Annotated in this window: 15 protein-coding genes, 1 pseudogene and 1 riboswitch; of the genes and pseudogenes, 11 read left to right on the top strand and 5 right to left on the bottom strand. The window is 66.4% G+C overall.

The window, feature by feature from the left end; translation table 11 throughout:
• Entirely contained in the window at positions 1-1,305 is a 1,305-nt protein-coding gene (glyA, locus tag DBZ45_RS11595; protein WP_111904055.1) for a serine hydroxymethyltransferase, read from the bottom strand.
• Positions 1,306-1,479: 174 nt separating this feature from the next.
• A riboswitch (ZMP/ZTP riboswitch) is annotated at positions 1,480-1,566 on the bottom strand.
• Between the two features lie 42 nt (positions 1,567-1,608).
• Between glyA and purU the strand changes: the two genes are divergently transcribed.
• Both purU and DBZ45_RS11585 read left to right on the top strand, forming a co-directional pair.
• Positions 1,609-2,469 (top strand): formyltetrahydrofolate deformylase, encoded by an 861-nt coding sequence (gene purU, locus DBZ45_RS11590; RefSeq protein WP_111904054.1) that lies wholly within the window; start codon positions 1,609-1,611, stop codon positions 2,467-2,469.
• A gap of 66 nt (positions 2,470-2,535) precedes the next feature.
• Positions 2,536-2,895 (top strand): class I SAM-dependent methyltransferase, encoded by a 360-nt coding sequence (locus DBZ45_RS11585; protein ID WP_111904053.1) that lies wholly within the window; start codon positions 2,536-2,538, stop codon positions 2,893-2,895.
• On the opposite strand, the pseudogene DBZ45_RS11580 reads toward DBZ45_RS11585, so the two are convergent.
• A pseudogene (locus DBZ45_RS11580) lies at positions 2,892-3,059 on the bottom strand (EamA family transporter); the annotation flags it as partial. The gene DBZ45_RS11585 and the pseudogene DBZ45_RS11580 overlap by 4 nt on opposite strands.
• 89 nt (positions 3,060-3,148) lie before the next feature.
• On the opposite strand from DBZ45_RS11580, the gene DBZ45_RS11575 reads away from it, so the two are divergent.
• Positions 3,149-3,469, top strand: coding sequence for a DMT family transporter (locus DBZ45_RS11575; RefSeq protein ID WP_111904052.1), 321 nt, complete (start codon positions 3,149-3,151; stop codon positions 3,467-3,469).
• Positions 3,470-3,520: 51 nt separating this feature from the next.
• The gene (locus DBZ45_RS11570; RefSeq protein ID WP_111904051.1) at positions 3,521-4,048 is read left to right on the top strand and encodes a gamma carbonic anhydrase family protein; all 528 of its coding nucleotides are present in this window, start codon (positions 3,521-3,523) and stop codon (positions 4,046-4,048) included.
• Between the two features lie 48 nt (positions 4,049-4,096).
• Here DBZ45_RS11570 and DBZ45_RS11565 read toward each other — a convergent pair whose 3' ends face one another.
• Positions 4,097-5,824 carry a flavin monoamine oxidase family protein gene (locus tag DBZ45_RS11565; protein WP_190243100.1) on the bottom strand — a complete coding sequence of 576 codons (1,728 nt, stop codon included), beginning with the start codon at positions 5,822-5,824 and terminating at the stop codon, positions 4,097-4,099.
• A gap of 33 nt (positions 5,825-5,857) precedes the next feature.
• Positions 5,858-7,396 (bottom strand): amino acid permease, encoded by a 1,539-nt coding sequence (locus DBZ45_RS11560; protein ID WP_111904139.1) that lies wholly within the window; start codon positions 7,394-7,396, stop codon positions 5,858-5,860.
• 101 nt (positions 7,397-7,497) lie between these two features.
• On the opposite strand from DBZ45_RS11560, the gene alr reads away from it, so the two are divergent.
• Together alr and DBZ45_RS11550 are read left to right on the top strand one after the other, a co-directional pair.
• Positions 7,498-8,730 (top strand): alanine racemase, encoded by a 1,233-nt coding sequence (gene alr / locus DBZ45_RS11555; RefSeq protein WP_111904050.1) that lies wholly within the window; start codon positions 7,498-7,500, stop codon positions 8,728-8,730.
• Positions 8,720-10,339, top strand: a complete 1,620-nt coding sequence (locus tag DBZ45_RS11550; RefSeq protein ID WP_111904138.1) for a PucR family transcriptional regulator — start codon at positions 8,720-8,722, stop codon at positions 10,337-10,339. Before alr ends, DBZ45_RS11550 begins: the two co-directional genes overlap by 11 nt.
• Here the strand turns inward: DBZ45_RS11550 and DBZ45_RS11545 are convergent.
• Entirely contained in the window at positions 10,336-11,127 is a 792-nt protein-coding gene (locus tag DBZ45_RS11545) for a nitrilase-related carbon-nitrogen hydrolase (protein ID WP_190243104.1), read from the bottom strand. The two genes, DBZ45_RS11550 and DBZ45_RS11545, sit on opposite strands and share 4 nt — an antisense overlap.
• 225 nt (positions 11,128-11,352) lie before the next feature.
• Here DBZ45_RS11545 and DBZ45_RS11540 point away from each other — a divergent pair, with 225 nt between their 5' ends.
• The 5 genes from DBZ45_RS11540 to DBZ45_RS11520 form a co-directional block, all read left to right on the top strand.
• The gene (locus DBZ45_RS11540) at positions 11,353-12,543 is read left to right on the top strand and encodes an ROK family transcriptional regulator (RefSeq protein ID WP_111904048.1); all 1,191 of its coding nucleotides are present in this window, start codon (positions 11,353-11,355) and stop codon (positions 12,541-12,543) included.
• 129 nt (positions 12,544-12,672) lie between these two features.
• Positions 12,673-14,229 (top strand): multiple monosaccharide ABC transporter ATP-binding protein, encoded by a 1,557-nt coding sequence (gene mmsA, locus DBZ45_RS11535; protein WP_111904047.1) that lies wholly within the window; start codon positions 12,673-12,675, stop codon positions 14,227-14,229.
• 44 nt (positions 14,230-14,273) lie between these two features.
• Complete coding sequence (mmsB, locus tag DBZ45_RS11530; protein ID WP_111904046.1) at positions 14,274-15,551, top strand: multiple monosaccharide ABC transporter permease; 1,278 nt, start codon at positions 14,274-14,276, stop codon at positions 15,549-15,551.
• 55 nt (positions 15,552-15,606) lie between these two features.
• Positions 15,607-16,707, top strand: a complete 1,101-nt coding sequence (locus DBZ45_RS11525; protein ID WP_111904045.1) for a substrate-binding domain-containing protein — start codon at positions 15,607-15,609, stop codon at positions 16,705-16,707.
• Positions 16,708-17,018: 311 nt separating this feature from the next.
• Positions 17,019-18,288 (top strand): ABC transporter permease (locus DBZ45_RS11520; RefSeq protein WP_111904137.1); only part of this gene is annotated, 1,270 nt, incomplete at its 3' end.

Below are 18,288 nucleotides of genomic sequence, written 5' to 3'. Positions count from 1 at the left end.
TTACCACTGCTCGTGCTGCGGGTACAGCGGGAAGTCGGCGGCGAGCTTGTCCACGCGGGCCTGCAGGGCCTCGACGTCTGTGGCGGAGCCGGCCTTCAGTGCCGTGGCGATGATCTCGGCAACCTCGGTGAATTCCGTGGCGCCGAAGCCGCGGGTGGCCAGGGCCGGGGTGCCGATCCGCAGGCCGGAGGTGACCATCGGCGGGCGCGGGTCAAACGGCACGGCGTTGCGGTTGACGGTGATGCCCACGGAGTGCAGGAGGTCCTCGGCCTGCTGGCCGTCCAGCTGCGAGTTGCGCAGGTCGACCAGGACCAGGTGAACGTCGGTGCCGCCGGTGAGGACGGAGACGCCTGCCTCGGCAACGTCGGACTGGTTGAGGCGGTCGGCGATGATCTTGGCGCCTTCCAGGACGCGCTCCTGGCGCTCCTTGAATTCGGCGGTGCCGGCGATCTTGAAGGCCACGGCCTTGGCGGCGATGACGTGCATGAGCGGTCCGCCCTGCTGGCCAGGGAAGACGTTGGAGTTGAGCTTTTTGGCCCACTCCTGCTTGGCCAGGATCACACCCGAGCGGGGACCGGCGAGGGTCTTGTGCACGGTGGAGGTGACGACGTCGGAGTGCGGCACCGGGCTCGGGTGCAGGCCTGCTGCCACAAGGCCGGCGAAGTGTGCCATGTCCGTCCAGAGCAGGGCACCCACTTCATCGGCGATGGAGCGGAACGCGGCGAAGTCGAGGTGGCGCGGGTAGGCGGACCAGCCGGCGATGATCACCTGCGGCTTCTCGGCGATGGCCTGCTCGCGGAGCTTGTCCATGTCAACGCGGAAGGTGTCCTGCTCCACCTGGTAGGCGGCCACGTTGTAGAGCTTGCCGGAGAAGTTCAGCTTCATGCCGTGCGTGAGGTGTCCGCCGTGGGCCAGGGACAGGCCCAGGATCTTGTCACCGGGGGTGATCATGGCGGAGAGCGCGGCGGCGTTCGCCTGCGCGCCGGAGTGTGGCTGGACGTTGGCGTATTCGGCACCGAACAGGTCCTTGACCCGGTCAATCGCCAACTGCTCGGCGACGTCGACGTACTCGCAGCCGCCGTAGTAGCGGCGGCCCGGGTAGCCTTCGGCGTACTTGTTGGTCAGAACGGAGCCCTGGGCTTCCATGACGGCGCGGGGGGCGAAGTTTTCGGAGGCAATCATTTCCAGGGTGCCGCGCTGGCGGCCGAGTTCCTGGTCCAGTACTGCGGCGATCTCGGGATCGAGCTCAGCCAGCGGCTGGTCGCTGACGGCGGAGGTGCTAACGGAAGTCGGTGAGGTGGTCACGAAGAACTCCTGGCTAGGGATGGGCACTACTAAAGGTCAGGCTACCGGCTGGAACGTTGCTCCGCCCGTCAGTGACCACCATCCGGAAACGTACCGGGCGCAGGTCTATTCAGGGCGCCGCAGCGCAATCGGGTGGCCGCTCTTCGAGAAGCGCAGCGCTACCGGCAAAACATGACCCTCGGCCCAGGCGTACGATCCGTGGTCTTCGTGAATGCCGCTCCCTGGTGGTTAGCCACCCAAACGCCAGTTGCGACGCCACCACACTATCAAAAGCGGGGCCGACGCGCGGGTAGGCTGTTCTTCGTGAATGAAGACCAGCTCGCCAAATCGTACGTCGTAACCCTGTCCTGCCCGGACCGCCCGGGAATCGTCCACGCCGTGGCCGGCGCCCTGCTCGTAGCGGGCTGCAATATTACGGACTCCCAGCAGTACGGCAGCGAGTCCACCGGGACCTTCTTCATGCGCGTGGAAGCCACCACCACCGCTTCCCAGGGCGAAGTGGTTGCTGCCTTGGAGCCGGTGGCCGACGCCTTCGGCATGCAGTGGAACCTGAACCCCGTGGGCCGGAAGGTCCGCACCCTGCTGATGGCAAGCAAGTCCGCCCACTGCCTGAACGACCTCCTGTTCCTGCAGCGTTCCGGCACGCTCCCTATCGAGATCCCCGCGATCGTCTCCAACCACCGCGACCTGGCGGGACTGGCCGAGTTCTACGGCATTCCGTTCCACTACATCCCGGTGACTGCCGACACGAAGGATCAGGCCGAGGACCAGCTGCGCAAGATCATCGCCGAAGAGGGCGTGGAACTGACCGTCCTGGCCCGTTACATGCAGATCATCTCCGATGACCTGTGCACCGAGCTGACCGGCAAGGCCATCAACATCCACCACTCGTTCCTGCCGTCCTTTAAAGGCGCCAAGCCGTACCACCAGGCCCATGCCCGCGGCGTGAAGCTGATCGGTGCCACGGCGCACTACGTCACCGCCGCGCTGGACGAGGGCCCGATCATCGAGCAGGAAGTCATCCGGGTGGACCACGCGCGCACGCCGGAGCAGTTCGTGCAGATGGGCCGGGACGTGGAAGGCCGCACCCTGGCCCAGGCCGTGCAATGGCACGCCGAACACCGCGTGCTCTTGGACGGCAACCGGACGGTCGTTTTTAACTGACACTCCGCCTGCGGGGCTGGCCAGCGGTTCACACCCGGCGGGCTTTAACCAAGACTGGTTAACACGATGACTCTGCTGACGGAAACTTCACTGGAACCCTTCATCGCCCTCCTCAAGGCACAGGGCAGGCACGCCGTGCTGGACGTGTGCTGCGGCCCGGGCGACGACGGCCTCCGGTTCGTCGAGGCCGGCATCCACTACACCGGCGTTGACCCCTTCGACGGCAACGTGAGATACGCAATGGCCCGCCGGCTGAGCGTCTCCGTGGCGGAGCCCGCGCGCCTGCCGTTCGCCGCGAATACTTTCCCGGCGGTCTGGGCTGTCCAGTCGCTGGAAGGGCTCACGGCGGATCAGGCGGACGACGTCGTGCGGGAGCTTGAGCGGGTGGCAGAACCGGGTGCGCCGATCGCCGTCGTCCTTCCCTAGGGCGCTGGCGGTCGGTTGAGCCGTACGCGGACGGCGGCGCCGGCGCAGAGTACGACCGCGACTCCGCCGACAATAGTGGCCCGCGCCAGCTGCTCGCCGAGCAGAAGCGCAGCCCAGCAGATGCTCATCACCCGCTGGGCGAGCTGGACCTGGCTCACCTCCGCCGCCCTGTGCGCACCTAGGATGGGACCTTGGGTGCGCAACGCCGGCAGCACGCCGGTCGGGCCCCAGCAATGAGAGAGGACAATACGTCTTGGGCTACGTGTATCTGGCACTGGCGATCGCCGCGGAGGTCCTGGGCACCAGCCTCCTGAAGTCGACAGAAGGATTTAGCCGGCTCTGGCCCAGCGTCTGGTGCCTGGGGGCCTACGGGGTTGCCTTCGCCCTGCTGTCGCAGGTGGTCAAGAGCGTGCCGGTCGGAGTCGCCTATGCCCTGTGGTCAGGCCTCGGAACGGTTGCCATCGTGGCGATCGGTGCCGTCTTCCTCGGCGAGGAACTGAACCTGATGAAGGTCCTCGGGATCGCACTGGTGGTGGCCGGCGTCGTCGTCCTAAACGTCGGCGGAGCCCACTGACGGCCTCCCGGCAGGAGGGGTCATCAGGTCGCCGTGTCCTAGGCTGGGGGCATGGCTCCCATTTATCCCTTCGCCGGTGACACGCCGGACATCCACCCCTCCGTTTTCGTTGCGCCGACGGCATCGGTCATCGGCCGCGCCACGCTCGCCGAGGACGCCAGCGCGTTCTACGGCGTTTCGGTGCGCGCGGACACCGCCGCCATCACCGTGGGCACCGGCAGCAACCTGCAGGACAACGTGGTGCTGCATGCCGACCCGGGCTTCCCCTGCAGCGTGGGGGCGCGGGTCAGCATCGGGCACAGCGCCGTCGTCCATGGCTGCACCGTGGAAGACGACTGCCTCATCGGAATGAGCGCCACCATCCTCAACGGGGCGGTGATCGGCGCCGGCTCGCTCGTGGCGGCCGGCGCCGTCGTGCTGGAAGGGACGGTAGTCCCGCCCCGCTCGCTGGTGGCCGGGGTCCCGGCCAAGGTCCGCCGCGAACTCACCGATGAGGAGTTCGACGGCGTGAAGCGCAACGCAGCGCACTACCGCGAGCTCGCCCAGGCGCACCGCGAACTCCACGCAAGCGGCCGCTGACCGGTTTCGCTCCCCAACCGCCCCCTAACTCAACCAGCGGGCCGCGCCTCAGTCCAGGCTGATCGGGCCCAGTTCGTCCAGCAGGTCGCCGGGGCCGGGATTGCCGAGTGCAGATGAGCCGCCGAGGTGGTTCACCACGCCCCACACCGCGTTCAGGCCGGTGGTCACGGCGCCCTCTGCCCAGCCGGCGGTGAAGGAAACGTCGTCGCCGGCGAGGAAGATGCCGCGCTGGCTTTCCGGCAGCTGGTCCTGCTTGAAGTGCGTGAAGAGCCGCTGCTGGTAGCGGTAGTGGCCGGGCAGGTTGGCCTTGAACGCGCCCATGAAGTTGGGGTCGGCCTCCCAGGAGACGGTGATGGGCTGGCCCACGATGTGGCTGGCAATGTCCACGCCGGGGTAGATCTGCTCGAGCGAGTGCAGCATCAGCTCCACGCGTTCGTCGGCGTCGAGCGCCAGCCACTTCAGCGCGTCGTCGTTCCAGGTGTAGGACAGCAGGATCACGGCAGGCTGGTCCGGGCCGTTGTCAAGCAGGTAGGTGGCCCGGTTGAGCCGGTCCGTGAGCGTCATGGACAGCACTTCCCTGCCGGTTTTCGGATCGATGTCCTTCCAGAATGGCCGGTCCACCATCACGAAGGTCTTGGACGACTGCATGTAGTGCGAGCGCTCTATCGCCGTCCACAGCGCAGCCGGGAACAGGGCCTCCTCGGTGTGGATCCTGGTGGACAGCAGCCACGACTGGCAGGTGGTGACCACCGCAGGGTAGGAGGCTTCCCTCCCCCAGCGCTCCCGGATGCGGAGGTTGCCGTCGGCGTCACGGCTGATCCGCTCCACTGCTCCGCGCGGGGAGCCGGAGTGCAGGGATGCCAGGGACGTCCCTTCCGGCCAGTGCACCATGCCCGACGGCGCGTGGCGCCAGAGTGCCTCGGGGAGCCTTTGCGCTCCCCCGGCGATGAGGCGGTGCTGGTCGTCGGCGTCGGTGTAGACGACGCGGAGGATTTCGAGGATGGAGTTGGGGAAGTCGGTGTCCCAGCCGCCGGTGCCGAAGCCGACTTGGCCGAACGCCTCGCGGTGTGCGAAGCCCGCCTTCCGGAACGCCTGGCTGCCGGCGATGAAGCCGTAAAAGGTCTCCTCGTCGAGCTCCGGAAGAAGCTCGTTCCACAGTTCCTTGATCCTGGCTGTGTCCCGCGCCCGGATGGCTTCCTGCATCTGGGTGAACTGCGCGCCGTCGTTCACGGCGGCCTTCCAGGCGTCGGCCACTTCGCGGAAGAACGGCGGTAAGTCCGCCGAGGTTGTGGCGTAGTGCTTCTGCCCCGCCAGCTCAATCACGGTGCTGGAGGTGGCCGGGGCCAGCGGGTTGGGAAAGTCCTGCGTCTCCAGTCCCAGCAGGTCCACGTAGTGGTAGAACGCCTTGCCGGAAACCGGGAACCGCATGCCACCAAGGTCTGCCACCACATCGGGGGCCGCCGGGAAGCTGGCGGTACGCAGCCGCCCGCCGAGCTGGTCCGCTTCGTAGAGCACCGGACGCAGCCCAAGCTTCATGAGCTCATATGCGGTCACCAGCCCGGACAGCCCGGCACCCACCACGGCGACTTCGGTGCCGTGCAGTTCCGGCGGGACCGAACCCAGTCCGTCCGGGTGGGACAGGTAGTGGTCGTAGCTGAACGGGAAGTCCGGGTTCAGCATGGTCACCGGAGCCTGGCCCGGTTCCCCCGGCAGGCCGGGAACAGTGGTGGTGGCGCTGGACGGGTCGGAGGCCGGCAGTTCGGTAGCGGTTGTCATGGAAGGTCTGTCTCCGTGGTCTCGTGTTTTGTCTTACTGGTGGGAAGTTGTCTGTGCAGCGGATACGGGAGCTGGGGAAGAATCACGGCCGGATAGTTCACGGTATTCCTCCTGCCCCAGCGCGGCCACCCGCGAGTGCCGCCTGCCGTAGCCGAAGTAGGCGGCCAGTCCCACGAGCATCCAGATCCCGAAGGTCACCCACGTTTCTGCACCCAGGTTGGCCATCAGGTAGACGCACATCAGCGCGCCCAGGATCGGTGTCAGTGGGAACAGGGGAACCCGGAAGGTCCGGGTGAGTTCCGGCCGGCTGCGGCGAAGGTAAATGACGGCCACGTTCACCAGGGCGAAGGCGAACAGGGTACCGATGCTGGTGGCGTCTGCGAGCGCCCCGAGCGGGACCAGCCCGGCGGTGAGGGCGACGGCGGTTCCCACGATCAGCGTTCCGGCAACGGGCGTGCCGGTGCGGTGGGAAACGCGGCCAAAGACGCGGGGAACCAGTCCGTCGCGGGACATGGAAAGAAGGATGCGGGTCTGTCCGTAGAGGACGGTCAGTACAATGCTGGCGATGGCGAGCACAGCGCCGACGGCGAACACCAGTGCGATCCACGGCTGGCCGGTGGTTTCCTCCAGGATCTTCACCAGTGCGGCTTCGGTGCCGTCGAACCAGCCCCACGGGCGGGCACCGATGGCGGCAACGGCAACCAGCACGTAGATAGTGGTGACGATCAGCATGGAGAGCATGATGGCCCGGGGCAGGTCGCGCTTGGGATTGCGGGCTTCCTCGCCGGCGGTGGAGGCGGCGTCAAAGCCGATGTAGGAGAAGAACACCCGGGAGGCGGCAGCCGAAACGCCGGCGGCGCCCATGGGCAGGAGCGGCTCGAAGTGGCCGCCGTTGAAAGCGGTGAAGGCCACCGCGCAGAAGAAGACCAGGATGCCCACCTTGACCAGCACGATCACCGTGTTGATCCACGCGCTCTCCTTGGCGCCGCGCACCAGCAGGATCATGGCCAGCACCACGATCAGCATGGCCGGGATATTGACCAGACCGCCGTCGCCCGGCGGCTGCGAGACCGCATCGGGCAGGACCTGTCCGAAGACTGCCAGCGTCTCGTTGACGTACTGGCCTGCGCCCACTGCCACCGCTGCCACGGAAACCGCATACTCGAGCACTAGGCACCAGCCGCAGATCCAGGCCATGCCCTCGCCCATGGTGGCGTACGTGTACGAGTAGCTGGAGCCCGCCGCCGGCACCAGGCCAGCCATTTCGGCGTAGGACACGGCGGACAGCAGCGCGGCCAGGCCGGCGATGGCGAACGAGATCCAGATGGCCGGTCCCGCCAGCGGCACGGATTCGCCCAGGATCACGAGGATGCCGGTGCCGAGGGTGGCCCCCACGCTGATCATCGTCAGCTGCAGGACCCCGAAGCTGCGGACCAGACGGGTTCCGCCGTGGCCTGTCTCGGCTTCCTGGACCATTTGCCAGATCGGCTTGCGGCGGAGCAGCTGGGCTGCCAGTCCGGGGCGGCCGGCCTGCACGGGAGGCCGCTGTCCTGCTTGGGTGGGCACAGTCATCATTGACGTCCGTTCATTGGTAGTTGGGGCTTTCCGTCCCTCCAGCCTAGGCGTGTGAGCCGCGTCTCACCGTTGTGCAAAATGACCTATAGTGTTTTGGCATGAGACGTAATGCACAACAGACAAGCACGCCAGAGGCGGTGCTTTCCGGGCAGGTCAGCGTTGATCTTTCCGCCATTTCAGACAATGTCCGGGCCCTCCGGGCGCTCACCCCGGCCTCCCATTTCATGGCCGTAGTGAAGGGAAACGGCTATGGCCACGGCCTAATCGACGTGGCCCGCGCAGCCCTCGCCGCCGGCGCCGACTGGCTGGGTACCGCGCAGCTCACCGAGGCCCTGGCCCTGCGCGAGGCGGGCATCACGGCACCTGTGCTGTCGTGGCTGTACCTCGCCTCCGCGTCGAGCGAAACGATCCGTGAGGCAATCAGCCACGATGTCGACATCTCCCTGGGAGGTGTCACCCAACTGGACATCGTTGCGGGCATAGCCCGCTCCCTTGGACAGCCAGCCGCCGTCCATCTCGAGTTGGACACCGGCCTAAGCCGTGGCGGCGCCCGCGCGGAGGACTGGGCTGATCTGGTGGCGGCAGCACGGAAAGCGGAACTCGCCGGGCATCTTACGGTGAGGGGCATCTGGACCCATCTGGCGTGGGCGGACGTTCCCGCCCACCCTGGAAATGCCGATGCGGTAGATGCCTTTGAGACGGCCGTCCGGCAGGCCCGTGAGGCAGGACTGGATCCGGAACTGCGTCACGTCTCGAGTTCGGCAAATATCCTGGACCGGCCGGAATTCGCCTTCGACATGGTGCGCGCGGGGCTGGCCATCTATGGACTTGCCCCGGCGGACCACCTTAACCCGGCCGACTATGGTCTCCGCCCGGCCCTGTCAGTGACCGCCCCCGTGGTGCTAGTCAAGAAGGTTCCGGCCGGCACCGGCGTGAGCTACGAGCACCAGGCCATCACCCACGAGCCGAGGTCCCTGGCATTGATACCGCTGGGTTACGCCGACGGTATCCCGAAGGGCATTTCCGGCCGGAGTGTGGTGCAGTTGGGCGGCAGGCGGGTTTCCGTGATCGGCAAGGTGTGCATGGACCAGTTCATGGTGGATCTGGGTCCTGAGCCCGGCGGTGTCAGCGTTGGTGACACGGCCGTCCTGTTCGGCGATCCCCGGAACGGGGCCGCGAGCGCCGACGAGTGGGGTGCCGCGATCGGAAGCCACGGCGACGAGATCATCAACAGGATCGCACCGCGTCTACCCCGCGCTTACCGCCTCCCGCAGGCACACGAGTGCCCGGATTACGAGGAGCCAGGGGACGGTGCACCGGATGTCGCCTGAGGCGGGGACGCGGACGGCGCCGGCAGCCAGGGCGGCGGCGGAGCGGCTGAGCGTCGTCACCCTGGAACAGTTCCTGGCGAAGCTGCCGCCGGAGCTCACCGTTCTTCACGACGGCGGCAACGGTCCGGGACTGCTGCGGTGGGTTGAGCCGAGTGAGCTGGAGGACCCCACGCCCTACCTGCTCGACGGAGAATTCCTCCTCACGGCAGGTTTGCCCTTCGTTGGCGACGCGGGTGACGCCGCCCGGGTTGACGCCTACGTTGGGCGCCTGGTGAAGGCCAGGGTGGGGGCCCTGGGCTTTGGCCTGGAACCGTACTTCAGCGCCGTGCCGGACACTGTGGTGGACGCCTGTGTCCGGCACAACCTGACCCTGGTGAGAGTGCCCAGCACGGTCCCGTTCGCTGCCATTGGGCTCGAGTTCTCACAGCTGCTGGAGTCGGAGAACGCGAAGGTGTTCCGCCACCTCGCGGATACGAACCGGCAGCTGATGCGCGCAGTCCTGTCCGCCCGGCCCGAACATGAGCTCCTGGCCGCCCTGGTCCAGCGGGTCCCGGTCTGGGCAATGCTGGTCGGCGCGGACGGGCGGGTGCGCGCCCGGGCTGGCTCGGGCGTCGATGCCGCCACCCTGCAGCCGCTGCTCGACAGGCTGCTGGGTGGCAGCGGGCCGCGGGTGGAGATGGATACCTTCAATGTCCCTGGCTCAGCGCTCGTCTTCGGGCACCCGCTGCGCAGCACCCGCGACGCCAACCTTGGCGCGCTGGTGCTGGGCACTGATGCGCCCCTGACTCCGGCGCAGAACAGCGTTGTCTCCTCCGCCGTCGGACTCCTTGAGCTGCTGGTCCGGCAACGGACCAGCGGTTCCCTGGCACCGAGCCAGCTGGCCACGTCCCTCCTGCTTCACCCGGACAGCCTCGCTTCCGGCGGAGCTCGGCACATCAACGGCCTCCGGGACCTGCTGGCCCAGAGCACTTCCTCCACGCGCTCCGGCCCCTTGCGCGTCGTGCAGGGAAACAGGGTGGGGCCGGCCGCCGGACGGACCGCGGAAAGCCCGGTACGGGAGCTGCTGCAGTGGCGCCGCCTGTTCGACACCAAGCTCGTGGAGCTCACGGACTACGGTTTCGCCGCCATCACCCGGCTCAAAGTGGACGACGCGCTGCTGGCTGAAGTGGAGAAGCTCGGCTGGCGGCTGGTCATCGGCGATGCCACCGAGCTCACGGACCTGAGCAGCGCCTACCAGCGGGTGACCGCTCTGCGGCAAAGAGTCCAGAGCACGGGCAAGAGCGCCCGGGTGGGTGAAGTGACGTGGACAGTCGCTGGTCTGCTGGGCCAGGAGGCCGGAACCATGCTGGCCGGCCGGTTGTTGGAGCCCCTGCTCAGCCAGGACAGCGAACGCCGCACCGCGCATTTGTCCGTACTGAGGGCATGGCTCGGCGAGAACGGGAACTGGGATGCCACCGCCAAAACGCTGGGACTGCACCGCAACAGCGTCCGGCGGCAGGTCAATGCTGTGGCCGAACTGCTGGACACCGACCTGAACCAGGCGCAGGTCCGGGCCGAACTCTGGATTGCACTGCAGTACGTGGACGAACTGCCGGCCGGCCCCGACTAAGGCCGTCCGGTCCCGTCCCAGGTGCGGTAAACATCCGGCCGCCGTTCGCGCAGATAGGGCACAGCATCCCGCGCCAGCCGGGCCGCCTCGGCGCTAACCTCGGCGAACAGCAGTTCCGGGCCCGGACCGGCGGCGGCGAGCAGTTCGCCGTCCGGGCCGGCAATGACGCTTCCGCCCAGGAAAGTGCAGCCGTCCTCGTCCCCGGAGTGATTGGCATAAGCCACGGTCAGCTGGCTCTCCAGCGCGCGGGCCCGCAGCAGCACCTGCGGCACCGATTCGAAGCCGTGCGCCAGCGCCGTGGGAACCAGGAGCAGGTCGGCCCCCTCCGTTGCAGCGGCGCGCACGGTTTCGGGAAACTCCACGTCGTAGCAGATGGCCAACGAGGTTTTGACGCCACCCAGATCGACGACGGCGGGGGCTGCTTCCGCGGGGCTGAACGCCTTGCGCTCCTCCGGGCCAAAGAGGTGGACCTTGGCGTACGTCAGGAGCTCTTCTCCGGCACAGTCCAGGAGCGTCGCGGTGATCTGCCACTGCCCATCGGCCGTGACGGCAGGCAGGCTGTAGACCAGGGCGATCCGGTGGGTGGCAGCGATGCCGGCAAGGGTGCGCCGGATGTCGGGCAGCGTCCGGGGGTCCAGCTCCGCCCTGACCCGCAGCGGGGCGTAGCCCACCGGGAAAAGCTCGGGGGTCAGGAGCACCGCGGCGCCTGCCTCCGCGGCCGTCTGAGCCGCGCGGTCGATGGCTGCGCAGTTCCGTTCGATGTCCAAAACACTGGAGTTCGCCTGCATCAGCGCCAGCTTCACCGTGATCACCTCAAGTCTTCGTGGACGCCCGCCCAACACCGGACGCCGTTTCACTCAGCGTATCCGCGGCGGAGGCATCCCATCAGGGCCCATTTGCACCGCACCGCACCGCCCATGGGACAGATTGCCCGGCACTTTCACTATTCCAGATGCCGTGTCCTTGCGTTAACTTCTTGACTACAAGGCCGCCGATGGTGCAATGTTCATTTCATGCCCTCACCAGCGCGCTCAACGAGGAGCCGAACCAAAAACCCCGGGTCGCAATCCGCCCTCAGGCACCTGAACCAGCAGCGGATCATTGAATGCCTGCTCAATGGCCCTTCCACCCAGGCGGAACTGGCGCGGCAGACGGGACTGTCCACCGCGACAGTGTCCAACATCGTCAAGATCATGCAGGACTCCGGGCTGGCGTCCACCGAGCCGACCACCAGTTCCGGCCGGCGCGCACTTAACGTCCGACTCAACAGCAACGGTGCCGTGGCGGTGGGCATCGACTTTGGCCGGCGGCACCTGCGGGTGGTTCTGGCCTCGCTCAGTTACCACATCATCGCCGAGGAATCGGTACTACTGCCCCTCGGACACCAGGCGGAGCAGGGCATCCAGGCCGCCGTCGCCCTGCTCGAAAAATTGCTGGCGGACAGCGGCGTGGAGCGCAGCGCCGTGGTGGGTGCCGGCGTCGGAATTCCCGGCCCGATTGACCGCCGCACCAGCACCGTCGCGCAGGGGGCGATCCTGCCCGAATGGGTGGGCATCGATATCCTGGAACGCCTCGAAGAGGCGTTCCAGTTCCCCATATTCGTAGACAATGACTCGAATCTCGGTGCTCTGTCCGAGGTCACGTGGGGGCCGCACAGCGGCATCAGCAACCTGTTGTTCATGAAGATCGGGTCAGGCATCGGCGCGGGCCTGATCCTCAACGGCAACCCGTACTACGGCAACGTCGGGATCACCGGCGAAATCGGCCACGCGACCATCCACGAACACGGGCTGATCTGCCGCTGCGGCAACAGGGGGTGCCTGGAGACCATCGCATCCACCACCACCATGATCGAACTGCTGAGCCGGGGCGAGGAGCGTCCGCTGACACCCGAGGACATCGTTCGCAAGGCGCTGGCGAGGGATGCAGCCACCCTGCGCGTGGTGGACGACGCGGGTCTTGCGGTGGGCAGGGCGCTGGGGAACGTGGCCAACCTGATCAACCCCGAGGTGATCGTGGTGGGCGGCCCTCTGGCGGGCTTGGGCGACATCCTGCTGGATCCCATCCGGCGAGGTTTGGTGCGGCACGCCGTCCCGGTGATTGGCGAAACCACCATCCTGACCATGTCGTCCCTGAACGACCGCGCGGAGGCCCTGGGCGCCGCATCCTTGGTCTTCCAGCACGCCGGAATCCGGCGCACGTAGCGTTTCGTTATGCCGCCGTTGCGTTAAAGACTTGACGACAAGGGCATGCTCCATCTACTTTTTTCATCAGACGGCCCTGCAGATTGCAGGGAAGACAACGAAGTCAATGCATTGGAGGCGTAAGGGCACATGACGTCCCTCAACACGCAGAGCGAGCCGGTTCTTCTGGAGATGCGCTCCATCACCAAGGAATTCCCGGGCGTTAAAGCCTTGTCCGATGTGAACCTGGTGGTGAAGGCCGGGGAGATCCACGCGATCTGCGGGGAAAACGGCGCCGGAAAGTCCACCCTTATGAAGGTCCTCTCCGGCGTGTATCCCTACGGCAGCTACAACGGCGACATCGTGTACCAGAACGAGGTCCAGCAGTTCAAGGACATCCGGGCCAGCGAACACGCCGGCATCGTGATCATCCACCAGGAACTGGCGCTCATCCCGGAGCTGTCCATCACCGAGAACATCTTCCTGGGCAACGAACCGGTCAAGCGCGGCGTGATCGACTGGGCCGAGGCCCGCACCCGCTCCCGTGAGCTGCTCGCCCGGGTGGGCCTGCGCGAGGACCCGGACACCCCGATCAAGGAAATCGGCGTCGGCAAGCAGCAGCTGGTGGAGATCGCCAAGGCGCTGAACAAGTCCGTGAAGCTCCTCATCCTGGACGAGCCGACTGCCGCACTGAACGAATCCGACTCCCAGCACCTGCTGGACCTGATCCTCGGCCTGAAGGGCCGCGGCATCACGTCCATCATCATTTCCCACAAGCTCAACGAGATCGAACAGATCGCCGACTCCATCACCATCATCCGTGACGGCAAGTCCATCGAGACGCTCAACGTGAAGGCCGACGGCGTCGACGAGGACCGCATCATCAAAGGCATGGTGGGGCGCACCCTGGAATCACGGTTCCCGGACCACGAACCCAAGATCGGGGAGGTCCTGTTCGAGGTCAAGGGCTGGACGGTCGGGCACCCGCAGGTGCAGGACCGCCTGGTCTGCAAGGGTTCGAACTTCTTCGTCCGCCGCGGCGAGATCGTCGGTTTCGCCGGACTGATGGGCGCCGGCCGCACCGAACTGGCACGGTCGGTGTTCGGCCGTTCCTACGGCCGCTACATCAGCGGCCAGATCTACAAGAACGGCAAGGAACTCCACCTGAAGAACGTCAAGCAGGCCATCGACGCCGGACTGGGCTACGTCACGGAGGACCGGAAGTCGCTGGGCCTGAACCTGCTGGACGACATCAAGACCACCACCGTCTCGGCGGCGCTGAAGAAGATCACCAAGGGCCTGGTGGTCGATGCGAACAAGGAATTCACGGTGGCCGAGCAGTACCGCAAGTCCCTGCGCACCAAGACGCCGTCCGTGGAGGAGGGCGTCGCCAAACTGTCCGGCGGGAACCAGCAGAAGGTGGTCCTGGCGAAGTGGATGTTCACGGACCCGGACCTGCTGATCCTGGATGAGCCCACCCGCGGCATCGACGTCGGGGCCAAGTACGAGATCTACGGGATCATCCAGCAACTGGCCAACCAGGGCAAGGGCGTCATCGTGATCTCCTCCGAACTCCCCGAACTGCTGGGACTCTCCGACCGCATCTACACCATCTTCGAAGGTTCCATCACCGGCGTCCTGAACAAGGACGACGCCAGCCAGGAAAGCCTCATGAAACTCATGACCTCCGCCCGAAAAACCGCCTGACCCTCTGGAACCCTCCAGAACCTTCCAGAACAAGGACTGACAAAATGAACGCGCTCAAGAAGCTCTTTGGCGGCAACACCCGCCAATTCGGCATGATCTTCGCCTTGGTGGCACTGATCGTTTTCTTCCAATTCGCTACCCAGGGCCGCACGCTGACGCCGGGCAACGTGATCAACCTCTTCAATGGCAACTCCTACATCCTGATCCTCGCCATCGGCATGGTGCTGGTGATCATCGCCGGCCACATCGACCTGTCAGTCGGATCCGTGGCGGCCTTCGTCGGCGTCACGGTGGCGCTGGCCATCCGGGACTGGGGCATCCCCTGGTACGCCGGCGTTCTGCTGGGCCTCGCCCTCGGTGCCCTGATCGGGGCGTGGCAAGGGTTCTGGACCGCTTACGTGGGCATCCCCGCCTTCATCGTCACGCTGGCCGGCATGCTCCTCTTCCGCGGCTTCAACCAGTTCGTCGGCAAGTCCAACACCATCCCCGTCCCTTCCGACTTCCAGTACATCGGCTCCGGCTACCTCCCGGAGGTCGGCCCGAACACCGGCTTCAACAACCTGACCCTGCTGCTGGGCCTGCTCGCCGTTGCGTTCGTGGTCTTCAGCGAACTCCGCAGCCGCCGCACCGCGAAGGCCCTCGGCGCTGAAGTCCCCGAGGGCTGGGTGGTGGCCACCAAGCTCATCCTGGTCTGCGGCGCGATCCTCTACGCCACCTACCTGTTCGCCACCGGCCGCCCGGGCACATCCTTCCCCATCCCCGGCCTCATCCTCGCCGTCCTGGTCTTGATCTACGGCTTCATCGCCTCCAAGACCGTCGTCGGGCGCCACATCTACGCGGTGGGTGGCAACCGCCACGCCGCCGAACTCTCCGGTGTCCAGTCCAAGAAGGTCAACTTCCTGGTCATGATGAACATGGCCATCCTGGCCGGCCTCGCCGGCATGATCTTCGTCGGCCGCTCCACCGCATCCGGCCCGTTCGACGGCGTCGGCTGGGAACTTGATGCCATCGCCGCTGTGTTCATCGGCGGCGCAGCGGTCACCGGCGGCGTCGGCACCGTGATCGGCTCGATCGTCGGTGGCCTGGTCATGGCCGTGCTGAACAACGGCCTGCAGCTCCTCGGCGTCGGCGCCGACCTGACCCAGATCATCAAGGGCCTGGTCCTGCTGATCGCCGTTGCGTTCGACGTCTACAACAAGAGCCAGGGCAAGCGCTCCATCATCGGCATGCTGACCCAGGGCTTCAACCGCCCCAGCGGCGGCACCGCGCTCCAGCCCGACGAAGTGACTTCCACCAAGGAAACCATCTCCCGGGAAGCCTGAGCACCGCCCGCTCCCCGGATGCATTTCCCACCCCTATAGAAAGTGAATCGAGCAAATGCGAATGATTGGTAAGGCAGGAAAGGCGGCAGCAATCGCTGCCATCGCGGCACTGGCGCTGACAGCCTGCGGCCGTTCCGACACAGGCACGACGGGCGGCGGCACCGCCGGTGGCGAGGCGTTCCCCAAGGACTCCTCGATCGGCGTCGCGCTCCCCCAGAAGACCAGTGAGAACTGGGTCCTGGCGGAGAAGCTGTTCAACGACGGCCTCAGCCAGGCAGGCTTCAAGCCGGACGTACAGTTCGCCAACGGCGGTGTCTCGGAGCAGCAGAACCAGATCAGCGCCATGATCACCAAGGGCGCCAAGGTCATCATCGTCGGCGCAATCGACGGCGCCCAGCTGGGCACCCAGCTGAAGCAGGCCAAGGACGCCGGCGCCACCATCATCGCCTACGACCGTCTGCTGCTGAACACCGAGAACGTGGACTACTACGTGGCCTACGACAACTTCAAGGTGGGCGAGCTGCAGGGCAAGGCGCTGCTGGACGGCATGAAGGCCAAGAAGCCCGACGGCCCGTACAACGTCGAGCTCTTCGCCGGTTCCCCTGACGATGCCAACGCCAAGGTCTTCTTCGACGGCGCCATGAGCGTCCTGCAGCCGAAGATCGACGACGGCACGCTGAAGGTGCTTTCCGGGCAGAAGTCCTTCGAGCAGGCAGTGACCCAGGGCTGGAAGGCAGAAAACGCCCAGCGCCGTGCGGACACGCTCCTGACCGGCAGCTACACTTCCGCGTCGCTGGACGGCGTCCTGTCCCCGAACGACACCCTCGCCCGCGCCGTGCTGACCGCCGTCAAGGCTGCCGGCAAGCCGCTTCCGGTGGTCACCGGCCAGGACTCCGAAAAGGAGTCCGTCAAGTCCATCATGGCCGGCGAGCAGTACTCCACCATCAACAAGGACACCCGCAAGCTCGTTGAGCACTCGATCGTCATGGTCAAGGACATCCAGGCCGGCAAGAAGCCTGAGATCAACGATGACAAGTCCTACAACAACAAGGTCAAGACTGTTCCGGCCTACCTCCTGGAGCCGGTCATCGTGACCAAGGAAAACGTCAAGACGGCCTACGTGGACGATCCGGTTCTCGGCCCGATCACCAAGTAACACCACAGACACCGCAGAGCCCCGGCTCCCCCGCACGTGACCAGTTCACCAGGGAGGGCCGGGGCTCTTGCCTTGCCACGCAACGCTCTCTCACTTCCCGCAACCCCTCACCCGACGCTCTCTCACTTCCCGCAACCCCTCACCCGACGCTCTCTCACTTCCCGCAACCCCTCACCCGACGCTCTCTCACTTTTCGCTTGTCCCGGCTTCACAGCGCAAACATAGGTTCGGCCCGTTTCGCGCACAGCAGCGGGCACCAGTGTGGGATCCGAAGCCGGCCAATCCCCCGGCATCTGATCCCAAGGAGTGCAGTGAGCGTCCTCGCCCGAAGTGTAGGCAATGCGTTTAGAAACAAGGTCCGAACAACGGCGGTTGTGGCCGTGCTGGCGGTGGCCATAGGCCTGGCTTTGGCCATGCTGGTGGCCAACCAGGCCGTCGGAGCCAAGGTCCAGGAGCTGAATGCTTCGGTGGGGACCGCGCTGACGGTGAACCCGGCTGGCGGCCAGGGCTTCGAAGGCGGCGGCGAGCCACTCACCGCCGAGCAGGCGGCGACGGCGTCGGACGTCCCGAACGTGACCGCCGTCGTCGGAACCAAAGCGCTCAGGCTGCGCAACGCAACGGAGGCCGCAGCCCAGACTGCAGCCGGCACCCAGGCCGGCCCGGGCGGCGGACAGGGCGGCCCCGGCGGCCAGCCCACCACGCTGACCACCAGCCTCACCGCCGCAGTCGACGCCGGAACGCTCGGCGCCCGCAACCAGGACAGCTCCGGAACGACCGGAACTACCGCAACCACGGGAACCACCGGCAGCACCGCGACCACCCAGCCGGCGCGGTCCCTTCCCATTACGGCCACCGGCACCGGCGCAGAGGTGGACAGCACCGGCAAGGCGCTGGAACTGACCTCGGGTACCGGTCTGGGTGACTACACAGCCACGTCCAGCAAGGCGCTGCTGGGCACCACCCTCGCCGAAAAGAACAACCTCAAGGTGGGCTCCACCTTCACCATCAACAGCAAGACCTTCACCGTCGCCGGCCTGTTCGACGCCGGCACCGCGTTCGGCAACAACGCCCTCTACGTCACGCTGCCCACTGCCCAGAACCTGGCCGAGCTGCCCGGCGAACTATCTACGATGATCGTCACGGTAGACAGCATGGAGAACGTCGACGCCGCCAAGACCGCACTGCAGGACGCGCTCGGCACCGACAAGGCCGACGTCACGCAGGGCCAGCGCAACCTCGAAACCGCCGTCACCTCCCTGGACAGCGTCAAGAACATTTCTATGGTGGCGTTCATCGCCGCACTCGGTACCGCGGGGCTGATCATCCTGCTGATCATGGTCATGCTGGTCCGTGAGCGCCGCCGCGAGATCGGTGTCCTCAAGGCCATCGGCGCACCGCACCGCACCATCGGGCTGCAGTTCGTGCTGGAGGCCCTGGTCCTGGTGGCCCTCGGGAGCGTGGCGGGCGCCGTCATCGCCTCCTTCGCCAGCGGCGGCATCGCCTCCGCGCTGGTCAGCTCCAGCACCAGCACGACGGCGGCCCCCGCCGGCCAGCGCGGCGGCGGGTTCGCCGGGGCGGCCG

Source organism: Arthrobacter globiformis, assembly GCF_003261175.1.
Classification (GTDB): Bacteria; Actinomycetota; Actinomycetes; order Actinomycetales; family Micrococcaceae; genus Arthrobacter; species Arthrobacter globiformis_A.
The sequence above is the reverse complement of the archived record's forward strand: the minus strand, read 5'-3'. Positions and strand labels throughout refer to the sequence as shown.